Consider the following 11,886-nt stretch of genomic DNA (forward strand, 5'->3'; position numbering starts at 1 on the left):
ACCGGTGTATCAGGAAATTTCACGACGGAAGGGTGGCAACGCATTGAGGATTGCCTTGCCGTAACGCTGGGTGACCAGACGTCGATCGAGCAAGGTGATGGTGCCGCGGTCTTCTTCGGTGCGCAGCAAGCGACCGCAGGCCTGGACCAGCTTCAGCGAAGCATCCGGCACGGAGATTTCCATGAACGGATTGCCACCCCGAGCCTCGATCCATTCCGCCAGCGCCGCTTCGACCGGATCGTCGGGCACCGAGAATGGGATCTTGGCGATCACCACGTGCTCGCAATAGGCACCGGGCAAGTCGACCCCTTCGGCGAAACTCGCCAGGCCGAACAACACGCTGGAATCCCCGCCATCGACCCGCGCCTTGTGCTTGTTCAGGGTTTCCTGCTTCGACAGGTTGCCTTGAATGAACACTTGCTTGCGCCAGTCGCGGTCCAGGCCGTCGAACACGTCCTGCATCTGCTTGCGTGAGGAGAACAGCACCAGGGTGCCGCGTGAGCCTTCTACCAGTTGCGGCAGGTCGCGGATGATCGCCGCCGTGTGGGCCGGTGCATCACGCGGATCGGCTTTGAGGTCCGGCACCCGCAGCACGCCGGCGTCGGCATGATGGAACGGGCTCGGGACCACCGCGGTGACGGCTGTTTTAGGCAGGCCGGCACGCATGCGGAAGCGGTCGAAAGTGCCGAGAGCGGTCAGGGTCGCCGATGTGACCAGCGCCCCGTAAGCCACGTTCCACAGATTGCGCCGGAGCATGTCCGCCGCGAGGATCGGGCTGGCATTGACCTCGATGTCGAACAGCGAACCGCTTTCGGCCAGGGTCAACCAGCGGGCCATGGGCGGATTGTCTTCCGGGTCTTCGACGGTGAAAGCGGTCCACAACTCCCAGTTGCCGGAAGAGCGCGACAACAGGCTGCCGAACAGCGGATACCACTCTTCGGCCTGGTTACTGGCGATGCCGATATTGACCTCGCCGTCCATGCCTTCCTTGAGCAGGTCGGTGAGCCGGGTAAACAGGTCGGTCAGGCGGGCAAAGCCCTTCTTCAGCTCGATGCCCATTTCGCGCATGTGCTCGGGAATCACCCCGCCGACGAAACGGTGACGTGGCCGCTCGCGACCTTCGACGTCTTCGCCGGGCTTGAAGTCGGCGGCTTGTTCGCAGGCGCTGAACATGAATTGTTGCTGGGTCTTGATCTCCCGGGCCAGCTCCGGCACCTGCTCGATCAACTTGCCCAGATCGCCCGGCAGCGGGTGCTGGGCCAGCAGTTTGGTGAGGTTCTTGGCGGTGGTTTCCAGCCAGTCGGCGGTGGAACGCAGACGCGTGTAGTGAGCGAAGTGGCCGATGGCCTTGTCCGGCAGGTGATGGCCTTCGTCGAACACGTAGATGGTGTCACGCGGGTCCGGCAGAACCGCGCCGCCGCCCAGGGCCAGGTCGGCCAGGACCATGTCGTGGTTGGTGACAATCACATCGACCTTGCCCATGCCTTCGCGGGCCTTGTAGAAGGCGCACTGGCCGAAGTTCGGGCAATGACGGTTGGTGCACTGGCTGTGATCGGTAGTCAGGCGCGCCCAGTCGGCGTCTTCCAGCGCCGTCGACCAACTGTCGCGATCGCCGTCCCACTTATTGCCGGCGAGCTTCTCGATCATGCTGGTGAACAGCTTCTGGCTGGCCTCATCGACCTCGATCTTGAAGCCTTCTTCTTCGAACAGCTGCGCAGTGGCAGTCTGCGCATGACCTTCCTGGAGCAACATATCCAGCTTGGACAGGCACATGTAGCGCCCCCGCCCCTTGGCCAGGGCGAAGCTGAAATTCAGCCCGCTGTTGCGCATCAGGTCGGGCAAATCCTTGTAGACGATCTGCTCTTGCAGGGCCACGGTGGCCGTGGCGATCACCAGACGCTTGCCGGCGGCCTTGGCGGTGGGGATCGCCGCCAGGCTGTAGGCCACGGTTTTGCCGGTACCGGTGCCGGCTTCCACCGCGACAATCGCGGGGTCGCCACTGCGCCGGCCTTCGTCGTCGGTGTCGATGTCACCGAGGACCTTGGCAATTTCGGCGATCATCAGGCGTTGGCCGTAGCGCGGCTTGAGGCTCTTGGCTTCGAGAAAACGCGAGTAGGCGCCCTGGATCGTGGTTTTGAGTTCAGTGCTGATCATCAAAAAATGCTGGATAAATTTTCAGTGGTTCGGATCGGCCGCTATCATACCCCGCTAATCAATCCCGCGCAGAACGGAGTACCTCAATGACACCTTTTGGCATCGTTTATACCCTGCATGTCATCGCCGCCTTGGTGTGGGTCGGCGGCATGTTTTTCGCCTGGATGGTCTTGCGCCCCGCGGCGATGAAGGCGCTGGAAGGCCCTGCCCGGTTGAAGCTGTGGGTGGAAGTGTTTCAAGGTTTTTTCCGCTGGGTCTGGGTCGCCGTGGTGCTTTTGCCGATCAGCGGTGTGGGCATGATTCATTTGCAGTTCGCGGGGTTTGAAGCGGCGCCGCGGTATGTGCAGGTGATGATGGGATTGTATGTGGTGATGACGGCGCTCTTTATCCGGATTCAGGCGCTGATGCTTCCGGAACTGCGCAAGGCGGTGGCCGCTCAGGACTGGCCGACGGGTGCGGCGGTGCTGGGCAGGATTCGCCGGTTGGTGGGGATTAACCTGATGGTCGGGTTGGTGCTGGTGGCGATTGCGGCGGCGCGGCCGATGTTCTGAGAAGTGTAAGTCTCTGTGGCGAGGGAGCTTGCTCCCGCTCGGCTGCGAAGCAGTCGTAAACCAGTCACCGCGCTCATTCTGAAAGAACAGGGTCGCTGGTTTTGGGGCCGCTTCGCGCCCCAGCGGGAGCAAGCTCCCTCGCCACAGGGGTTCTCGGTCGTTATTACAACCGCTGAATGCTCACCGAACCCGCCACTCCCGCAGGCCCTGGCTGGCCATCGACACCGGGACGACCGCTTTTGCCGCCATCGGCTTTATAGACGACGCAGCCCTTGGCCTTGCCGCCCGCGCCAGGTTTACCCCCCGGACCTGCCGCGCCACCAACCCCGCCTGCGACCTCGACCTTGATCTGCTGCGCAGGGTAATCACGCGGCACTTCCAGCCGAACCAGCGCCCCTGGTGCGCCCGGCTGTCCGTCGCTGCCATTACTGCCATCGGCGCCGCGACCGGCCTGGCCCCAGGTACAACCCGGCGCTTGACCATTAGCCCCATCAAGGCCGACAAAACCTGGAGCACCCGCGCCACCGCGAGCGTCTACCGACAATTGCGGCGCGTTCAACGCTTTGATCTGCAAATCCAGATTGCGCCCGGAGCGAGCGGCCTTGAGGTATGTCCCCGGCGCGCCACGTGCAGTGATCTGACTGCCTTCGGCCAATTCGGCACGGCTGACCTTCAACGCCAGAGCTTGTTCGCTCGGCACAATGGCGATCCGCGCGTCGCGTCCCAGGTGCAGCTCGCCGACTGTCACTTCGGTCACGTTCGAGGGAATCAGCAAAGTCCCGTAATCGGCGACTTCCAGCCGTTCCAGTTGCAAGGTACTGGTGGTGTTGGGCAAGCGCATCAGCGAGTTGGTTTCGACGCTCACCACCTGCGCGCAGGCCAATGGGCTGATAAATGCAGCGAGTAGACAGAGTTTACGCATGGGAGGCCTTCGAAGCGGCCGGGGCCGGAATGGTTTGCAGGTGGAAAACGCCGAAAAAGACAATCTTCAGGCGATCACGCCAAGGATGGGCTCGACCTTTGAGGCTGCGGTTGCAGAACACCAGCTCCAGAAGATGAAGCCCTGCCAACACAGTGCCTGCAAAATTGATCAGCAGGTGAAACGGATGAACAAACGGTATGAGCAGATTGGCCAGCACCACCAACCAGAACAGCAGGGTCAACAACTTCCCCAGCCCCCAAAACACCTTCATACGCTCCCCCGTTGAGAATTATTCTTTGCGCGCACAGTAACGGCTTACACGCGGGATAAGCCAGAGGGCAGCAAAAAATTCTTCCCGAAGGTCGCGAATTGGCCGCCGGATCAACCCGAATCGTTGTCCGACGGCTCTATCACGCGGTTATTAGTCACAGAGCTTAGCGATTGATGTGCAATTCCACGCGGCGGTTTTGCGCCCGCCCTTCTTCCGTGTCGTTATCGGCCACCGGCTGGCTTTCGCCCCGGCCTTCGCTGGTGAGTTTGTTTGGCGCGACTCCCTGGCTCAACAGGTAGGCCGCGACGCTGCTGGCACGACGTTCCGACAGTTTCTGGTTATAGGCGTCCGAACCCTGGCTGTCGGTATGACCGATGACTTTAATGCTCGCCACATCGGTGCTCTGCAACTTGGCCATCAACGAATCCAGCTCACTGCGCGCTTGGGGCATCAGCTCGGATTGGTTGTAAGCGAACAGCACGTTGCCGTTCAGGGTGATGACTTCGGAGACCGGAGGTTCAACAGGCTTCACGCTGGCCGGATATTGCGGCAGCGGGCAACCGTGATGTTCTACAGGGGTATCGGCAGGTGTATCGGGGCAACGATCACGTCGATCGAAGACGCCATCATCGTCTTCATCGCCATCCTGGGCGTAGCAGATCAGGCCACCGGTCAAGATCCCGAGCGCCGCTCCACCGGCTGCCCAGCCACCACTTTCGATCGCGCCCAAACCGCCGCCGACCAGTCCACCCAGGACGCTGCAGATCGGCCAGGTACGTTGATTGAGGGGGGCGGTGCCATCGCTGTGAGTCGCACAACCGGTCAGAAGACTGCCAAGCAGCAGAACCGGCAAGACGGTCCTTGTGAGAACGCTCATTGTGAATGCTCCTGTGTCACCGGCCCATACCGGTCACACAGGAGTAAAGACCCGCATCCGCGACTGTACAAGCCGCGGAACGGCAGAGACCTAGCGGTTGATTTTGATTTCCGTGCGTCGGTTCATCGCACGGCCGTCAGCGGTTTTGTTATCGGCCACCGGCTGGCTTTCACCGGCACCGGTCACAGACACGAAACTGCTGCGTGGCACGCCTTGGGAAATCAGGTATTCGACCACTGAATGGGCGCGTCTATCCGACAGTTTCTGGTTGTAGGCATCGCTGCCGACGCTGTCGGTATGACCGGTCACGGTCAGTTGGGCGCTGGAGGATTCCTGTTTCAGGCGCGTGGCAATGGTGTTGAGTACGTCTTTATCGGCAGGGGTGAGCTTGGCCGAGTCGAACTGGAAGTGCACATCACGGATAACGATGACTTCTTCCTTGACCACCGCTGTCTCCTCGACCACCGGCGCAGGCGCTGGTGGAGGGCAGCCGTCGGCATCGACCCGCACGCCTTTAGGTGTACCCGGGCACTTGTCGCGGCTGTCCAGCACACCATCGCCGTCTTCATCGCCATCGCCGTGCACCCAGCAATAAGCGGCTGCAGTGCCGCCGACCAGCAGCGCGCCGTACCCAGCCCATGCCGAGCTTTCGGTCGCGCCGAGCCCTGCACCGATGACACCACCGACACCCGCACAGGTCGGCCAGTCGGTTTTCTGCAAACCTGCGCAACCAGTCAACACACTGGTTAGCAGAACCAAGGGTAATGCTGTCCGAATTATGCTCATCTAGTTCTTCTCCTGAGGGATCGGCTTAAAACCGATTCTAGGGAGTAAAGACCCGACTTTTAATCTCCGCCAGCAATAGGCCATTGCTGTTTTGCCCCATGTTCATGGAGGATCGCCGCTTTTTGGTTAATTGCGCGAGACAGGAACACTAGGCCCGGACGTTGGGGCAGGCTAGTCTTGGCGTTCTGATTGAGGATCTTCGATGATTGCAGGTATTTCTTCGCGCACGCCCCAGCAGGCGTTGGCCGCTTTGCTTGATCGTTACGCCCCGGCGCGTCTGTTGATGATTGGCGCCAGCGAATTCCCCGCACTTGAGGCATTCAAGCTCGCGCACCCGGACAGCATCGTCGCCTTTGCTGCACCCGGGCCACTGCCCGCCGAACTGGCGGCGCAACGGTTTGATCTGGCGCTGGTGGTCGATTGCCTTGAACACTTGCCCAAGCGCGACGGCTTGAATCTGCTCGGCGGGATACGCAACCTCAATGCCAGTCGCATTGCGGTGCTCGCCGACTTGCCGGCATGCGGTTGGCAGGAGACGGACTTTTTCTCCCTGGCGCTGCAAGCCAGCGAACGCTTCCAGCGCGACGATCAAGTACTGACCCTGTTTACCTACGATCTGCTTGACTATAAACAGGTGCCCGACTGGCTTAACTCACGCTTCTGGGCCAATCCGGAAAACTTCGGGAAATATTGGTGGTAATGCAATGAGTACATCCATTTGCCCTTGCGGTAGCGGCACACTGCTCGATGCCTGCTGTGGCCATTACCATGCGGGCCACCCCGCCCCCAGCGCCGAAGTCTTGATGCGTTCGCGCTACAGCGCCTATGTACTGGGGTTGATCGACTATCTGGTGGCGACCACCCTGCCCGCGCAACAGAGCGGCCTGGATCGCCAGTCGATCAGCGACTGGAGCGCCCAAAGCACCTGGCTGGGCCTGGAAGTGGAAAGCGCCGAGGTTTTCGGCGGACAGCCGGAGCACGCCTTCGTCACCTTCACCGCTCGCTGGCACGACAGCAGCGGCGAACACAGCCACCGCGAACGTTCGTCATTCGTACAGAACGCCGGCCACTGGTATTTCATCGACCCCACCGTGTCACTCAAGGCCGGGCGTAACGATGCGTGCCCGTGCGCCAGCGGGCAGAAGTTCAAGAAGTGCTGCGCGAGTTACTTTGGCGCTTGAGGTCGCCGACCGCAAAAAAAATCGCAGCCTTCGGCGGCGCCCATAGGCGCGTAGGAGCTGCCGAAGGCTGCGATCTTTTTAAGGCTAGACTGGGTCTCAAGGGAGATACCTCACCATGACCCGTCAACGGCGCGCATTACAGCTGCTCACCCTGCTCCTGTTTTTGGGGCTCGGCGGCTGTGCGTCGTGGTTCGACGACGACTTGCCGGATCCGCAGGTGCATCTGGTCAAGGTCGAGGTGGTCCGGGCCAAACTATTGGAGCAGAAATTCCTGCTGCATTTTCGCGTCGACAACCCCAATGACCAGGACCTGACGGTGCGTGCCCTGGAGTATCGCATTCACTTGGGGGACATACTGCTGACCGAAGGCGAGCACGAACACTGGTTCACGGTCGGCCCCAAACGCAGCGCCTATTTTAAAGTGCCGATCCGCACCAACCTCTGGCCGAAAGTCCGGGACCTGGTCAAGCTCCTGAAAAAACCCGACCAACCCATTCCCTATCGTCTGGAAGGTGAACTGGAAACCGGTTTATTCATCGCGCACTACGTGCACCTGGCGCGTAATGGCGTGATAATCGCCGCCGATTTAATTCCGGAGTGACCCCGATGACCCAGCAACCTCATGTCCATGGCCCTGACTGCAACCACGATCATGACCATCACGACCACCATGATCACGACCACGGCCATGTCCACGGCCCGAACTGCGGCCACGCCCACCAGGAACCGGTGCGCAACGCCCTGAAAGACGTCGGCCGCAACGACCCTTGCCCATGCGGCAACGGCAAGAAATTCAAGAAGTGCCACGGCGCTTGATGCTTCGGGCGGATATCTTTTTCGCCTGTTGAATCGCCTTCGCGAGCAAGCCCCACACACATTGGATCTGCTGTGTTCACACAATGTGTGACTGGCGCAGATCGAGTGTGGGAGCGGGCTTGCTCGCGAAGACGGCGGCACATTCACTATCAATCTGTCAGTTAAATCGCTTTCGCGGGCAAGCCTCGCTCCTACAGGTTTTCAGTCGTCGCTCAGGATTTGATCCGTCCTGATCACCGTCGCATACTCGCCATGCAAATTGCCCAGCGACATCGCGTGCACTTCCTCGGCTGAATGAGCATTGCCAAAGTAATCCGCTTTATCGAAGGTAAAGCACGCATCCTCAGCAACCCACGCTTCAAACCCCAGATTCCCGGCCGTTCGTGCTGTGGACTCCACCGAATTGTTGGTCGCCACACCAACGATGATCAACTGATCGATCCCCGCCTCGCGCAAACGTGCTTCCAGCCCCGTCGAACAAAAGGCATCCGGCACCTGTTTCTGAATCAGCCACTCACCCATCGATGGTTGAAAACGCTCCTGAAATTCCACCCCCGATTGCTGCGGCCAGAACACTGAATCCTCTGAGCGGGACAGGTGCTGCACATGAATCACCGGCCGCCCGGTTCGACGCCAATGCCCCAGCAATTCCAGGATGCGCTCTTCGGCCTGAGGGTTGTTTCGGCGGCCCAACCTGGGATGCAGGATGCCTTTTTGTTGATCGATGATGATCAGCGCCGCGTTGGTCTTGAGCTCCATGCCGACTTTTCTCCTGCTGGGGCATTGAATTTACCGCACTTCAGCATCACCTCTTGCTACTGGCAAGCCATCCAACGCAAACAGGACGACCTGATGCCGGCGGTCGCTGTCCGTACCTGACGATGTCTCTTGATTTGGAGTACTTCATGATCGACTTGTATTACTGGACCACCCCCAACGGCCACAAAATTTCGATATTCCTGGAAGAAGCCGGCCTGCACTACAACGTTTACCCGATCAACATCAGCCAGAACGACCAGTTCAAACCCGAATTCCTGAAGATCTCGCCGAATAATAAAATTCCGGCCATCGTCGATCATGAGCCGGTCGATGGCGGTGAACCGTTGGCACTGTTCGAGTCGGGGGCGATTCTGCTGTACCTCGCGGAGAAAACCGGCAAGTTCCTGCCCAAGGATCTGCGCGGACGCCAGCAAGCGTTGCAATGGTTGTTCTGGCAGATGGGTGGCTTGGGGCCGATGGCCGGGCAAAATCATCACTTCAGCCAATTCGCACCAGAGAAAATCCCCTACGCGATCAAGCGCTACATCGACGAAACCGCCCGCCTCTATGGCGTGCTCGACAAGCAATTGGCCAACAATGACTTTGTCGCCGGCAGCGAATACAGCATTGCCGACATGGCAATCTACCCGTGGATCGTTTCTCACAAGTGGCAGAGCCAGAACCTGGAAGACTTCCCCAACGTACTGCGCTGGTTCACCCACATCCAGAACCGCCCGGCAACGGTGAAGGCGTATGCGCTGGTGGCCAAGATCAATCCGCCTAAATCCTGAGGCCCTGCACTCTGATCGTTCCCATGCTCCGCGTGGGAATGCCTCAACGGACGCTCCGCGTTCGGCTCTGAATGTGACGCAGAGCGTCACGGGCTGCATTCCCACGCAGAGCGTGGGAACGATCACCGTAAAGAAATAACACCGCCGCCGCTTGCGCGGCCACCTCCTGCTCACTAACGTAGCGCCTTTATTGCGTCACTACCCCCGCAGGAGCTTTGCCATGGCCTCGCCAGCCCTCACACATTTTCTTCCCCGGTTCGGCGTTGCCGCAGCAGTGGCCGGTGTTTTAAGCCTGACCGGTTGTCAGACCTGGAACACTCAAGACACCCTCCCTCCTACCTCCGGCGTGCAACCGCTCAAAGGCCTGGCGCAGAACGTTTCGATTCGACGCAATGCCATGGGCATGCCGCTGATCGAGAGCAATAGCTTCCACGATGCGCTGTTCACCCTCGGCTACGTGCATGCCAGCGACCGCATCAGCCAAATGGTCACTCTGCGTTTGCTGGCCCAGGGCCGTTTGGCGGAGATGTCCGGCGCAGACCTGCTCGACGCCGACCGCTACATGCGTGCGGTCAACCTGAAGAAAAGCGCGGGTGAGCTGTACAAGGCCTCTTCGCCGCGCCTCAAGCGCTTCTTCGAAGTCTATGCCCGTGGGGTCAACGCCTACCTGTTCCGCTACCGCGACAAACTGCCTGCGGACCTCGCGGCCACTGGCTACAAGCCTGAGTACTGGAAACCGGAAGATTCGGCGCTGATTTTCTGCCTGCTGAATTTCAGTCAATCGGCGAACCTGCCGGAAGAAATTTCCTCATTGATGCTGGCCCAGACGGTCAGTACCGACAAGCTGGCGTGGCTTGCGCCGTCTGCCCCTGACGAAAAACTGCCGGTTGCTGAAGTCGAAAAACTTCAGGGCAGCAAACTCAACGGGCAAATCCCGGGGCTGAGCGAAATCAGCAAAGCCACGGGCCAACTGTCCGACCTGAATCTGCTGGGCGCCACGTCCTCTAACAACTGGGCGATTGCCCCGCAACGCAGCCGCAGCGGCAAAAGCCTGTTGGCCAGCGACAGCCATGGGCCGCTGGGCGTGCCGTCATTGTTCAGTTACGTGCAGATTCGCGCGCCGAAATACCAAGCCTCCGGCGCGACCATTGCCGGGTTACCGATGGTGCTCGGTGGTTTCAACGGCAAAGTGGCGTGGAGCATGACCACGGTCATGGGCGACAACCAGGACCTGTTCCTGGAAAAAATCAAACGCCAGGGCAACGGCCTTTCTTACGAAGTCAGCGGCAAATGGCAGCCGGCGATCGTGCGCAACGAAACCTACTTCGTCAAAGGCCAGAAGCCGATTCGCGAAGCGGTGTACGAAACCCGCCACGGGCCGCTGCTCAACAGCGCCCAAGGCACCGCACTGGCGAATGGTTTCGGCCTGGCCTTGCAGACGCCGAACTTCACCGACGACAAAACCCTGGATGCGTTTTTCGACCTTTCCCGAGCGCAGAGTGTCGAGAAAGCCTCGGACGCCAGCCGTGAAATCCGCGCCATCGCCCTGAATCTGGTGTTTGCCGATGCCAGCAATATCGGTTGGCAAGTCACCGGTCGCTACCCGAACCGTCGCGAAGGCGAAGGCTTGCTGCCGTCGCCGGGCTGGGAAGGTCGTTACGACTGGGACGGTTACGCCGACCCAATGCTCCATCCCTATGACCAGGACCCGGCCCAAGGCTGGCTCGGCACCGCCAACCAGCGAGTCATTCCCCATGGCTACGGCATGCAGCTGTCCAATTCCTGGTCGGCGCCGGAGCGCGGTGAACGCATGGCTGAACTGGCGGGCGTGGGCAAACACGACACGCGTAGCCTGATCGCCATGCAATACGACCAGACCACCACCTTCGCTGCCAAGCTGAAGAAGATGTTTGAAGCGCCGGGCATGTCCCAGCCACTCAAGCAAGCCATCGAAGCGTTGCCGGTGGCCGATCGCGGCAAGGCTCGTGAGGCCTATACGCGCTTGATGGCTTTCGACGGCAAACTCAGCCCGACCTCCGCCGACGCGGCGATTTACGAGCTGTTCCTGCAGGAAAGCACTCAGCAAATTTTCCTCGACGAACTGGGCCCGGAAAGCAGCCCGGCGTGGAAAGCCTTTATCGCCAACGGCAAGTTGTCCTACGCGGCTCAGGCCGATCACCTGCTGGGCCGTGAGGACAGTCCGTTCTGGGATGACTCGCGCACGGCGCAGAAAGAGGACAAACCGGCGATCCTCGCCCGTAGCCTGGCGGCCGCGATCAGCGCGGGTGACAGCCAGTTGGGTGGCGATCACAAAGCCTGGCAGTGGGGCAAACTGCATCGCTACGAATGGAAGAACGCCAGTGGCCAGACCGTGCGCGGTCCGCTGCCAGCCGGCGGCGACCACACCACGCTCAACACCGCCGCGTTCACCTGGGGTCAGGACTTCAGCACCACGCTGGCGCCGGCCATGCGCTTTATCGTCGATTTCGGCCAGGCCGAACCGCTGATGGGTCAGAACGGTAGCGGCCAGTCCGGCAACCCGGCCAGCGCGCACTATCTCGACAGCGTCGAGCCATGGCTCAAGGGGCAATACATCAGCCTGCCGATGCAGCCGCAAAACTTTGACAAAGTCTACGGGAAGACGCGGTTGACCCTCACGCCTGGCAAGTAACCTCAAGAGGGACCGGGCAGGCTCGCGAAAGCATGTTGTCGGTCCCATTGATGTTGAAAATCCATTGTGGCGAGGGAGCTTGCTCCCGCTCGGCTGCGAAGCAGTCG

General features: G+C 60.3%; 13 protein-coding genes. 7 read left to right on the forward strand and 6 right to left on the reverse strand.

Annotated features, from left to right (window positions below):
* Nucleotides 1–9 precede the first annotated feature (9 nt).
* A complete protein-coding gene (gene dinG, locus PMI18_RS02945; RefSeq protein WP_007906715.1) occupies nt 10–2,154 on the reverse strand; it encodes an ATP-dependent DNA helicase DinG in 2,145 nt (714 codons plus the stop codon).
* An 86-nt stretch (nt 2,155–2,240) separates the two neighbouring features.
* On the opposite strand from dinG, the gene PMI18_RS02940 reads away from it, so the two are divergent.
* Nucleotides 2,241–2,705 carry a CopD family protein gene (locus PMI18_RS02940; RefSeq protein ID WP_007906717.1) on the forward strand — a complete coding sequence of 155 codons (465 nt, stop codon included), beginning with the start codon at nt 2,241–2,243 and terminating at the stop codon, nt 2,703–2,705.
* 163 nt (nt 2,706–2,868) lie between these two features.
* On the opposite strand, the gene PMI18_RS02935 is transcribed toward PMI18_RS02940, so the two are convergent.
* The 4 genes from PMI18_RS02935 to PMI18_RS02920 all read right to left on the reverse strand — a co-directional run bounded on the left by PMI18_RS02935 (nt 2,869) and on the right by PMI18_RS02920 (nt 5,561).
* Nucleotides 2,869–3,627 carry a collagen-like triple helix repeat-containing protein gene (locus tag PMI18_RS02935; protein WP_007906718.1) on the reverse strand — a complete coding sequence of 253 codons (759 nt, stop codon included), beginning with the start codon at nt 3,625–3,627 and terminating at the stop codon, nt 2,869–2,871.
* Nucleotides 3,620–3,898, reverse strand: a complete 279-nt coding sequence (locus PMI18_RS02930) for a DUF1145 domain-containing protein (RefSeq protein WP_032830505.1) — start codon at nt 3,896–3,898, stop codon at nt 3,620–3,622. Before PMI18_RS02930 ends, PMI18_RS02935 begins: the two co-directional genes overlap by 8 nt.
* A gap of 163 nt (nt 3,899–4,061) precedes the next feature.
* Complete coding sequence (locus PMI18_RS02925) at nt 4,062–4,775, reverse strand: OmpA family protein (RefSeq protein ID WP_007906720.1); 714 nt, start codon at nt 4,773–4,775, stop codon at nt 4,062–4,064.
* Between the two features lie 90 nt (nt 4,776–4,865).
* Nucleotides 4,866–5,561 (reverse strand): OmpA family protein, encoded by a 696-nt coding sequence (locus PMI18_RS02920; RefSeq protein ID WP_007906721.1) that lies wholly within the window; start codon nt 5,559–5,561, stop codon nt 4,866–4,868.
* 202 nt (nt 5,562–5,763) lie between these two features.
* Here PMI18_RS02920 and PMI18_RS02915 point away from each other — a divergent pair, with 202 nt between their 5' ends.
* The 4 genes from PMI18_RS02915 to PMI18_RS02900 all read left to right on the forward strand — a co-directional run bounded on the left by PMI18_RS02915 (nt 5,764) and on the right by PMI18_RS02900 (nt 7,558).
* Nucleotides 5,764–6,261, forward strand: a complete 498-nt coding sequence (locus PMI18_RS02915; RefSeq protein ID WP_007906722.1) for a DUF6231 family protein — start codon at nt 5,764–5,766, stop codon at nt 6,259–6,261.
* Between the two features lie 4 nt (nt 6,262–6,265).
* Nucleotides 6,266–6,742 carry a YchJ family protein gene (locus PMI18_RS02910; protein WP_007906731.1) on the forward strand — a complete coding sequence of 159 codons (477 nt, stop codon included), beginning with the start codon at nt 6,266–6,268 and terminating at the stop codon, nt 6,740–6,742.
* Between the two features lie 115 nt (nt 6,743–6,857).
* On the forward strand, nt 6,858–7,343 hold the full coding sequence (locus tag PMI18_RS02905; protein ID WP_007906736.1) for an LEA type 2 family protein: 486 nt from the start codon (nt 6,858–6,860) through the stop codon (nt 7,341–7,343).
* A gap of 5 nt (nt 7,344–7,348) precedes the next feature.
* Nucleotides 7,349–7,558 carry an SEC-C metal-binding domain-containing protein gene (locus tag PMI18_RS02900; protein ID WP_007906737.1) on the forward strand — a complete coding sequence of 70 codons (210 nt, stop codon included), beginning with the start codon at nt 7,349–7,351 and terminating at the stop codon, nt 7,556–7,558.
* Between the two features lie 201 nt (nt 7,559–7,759).
* On the opposite strand, the gene PMI18_RS02895 is transcribed toward PMI18_RS02900, so the two are convergent.
* Complete coding sequence (locus PMI18_RS02895; protein ID WP_007906738.1) at nt 7,760–8,317, reverse strand: cysteine hydrolase family protein; 558 nt, start codon at nt 8,315–8,317, stop codon at nt 7,760–7,762.
* 146 nt (nt 8,318–8,463) lie between these two features.
* Between PMI18_RS02895 and PMI18_RS02890 the strand changes: the two genes are divergently transcribed.
* The gene (locus PMI18_RS02890; RefSeq protein ID WP_007906739.1) at nt 8,464–9,108 is read left to right on the forward strand and encodes a glutathione binding-like protein; all 645 of its coding nucleotides are present in this window, start codon (nt 8,464–8,466) and stop codon (nt 9,106–9,108) included.
* A gap of 220 nt (nt 9,109–9,328) precedes the next feature.
* Nucleotides 9,329–11,779: a penicillin acylase family protein gene (locus PMI18_RS02885; protein WP_007906740.1), complete on the forward strand. Its 2,451-nt coding sequence runs from the start codon at nt 9,329–9,331 to the stop codon at nt 11,777–11,779.
* Nucleotides 11,780–11,886 lie beyond the last annotated feature (107 nt).

Source organism: Pseudomonas sp. GM102 (assembly GCF_000282555.1).
In the GTDB taxonomy this organism is placed as follows: domain Bacteria; phylum Pseudomonadota; class Gammaproteobacteria; order Pseudomonadales; family Pseudomonadaceae; genus Aquipseudomonas.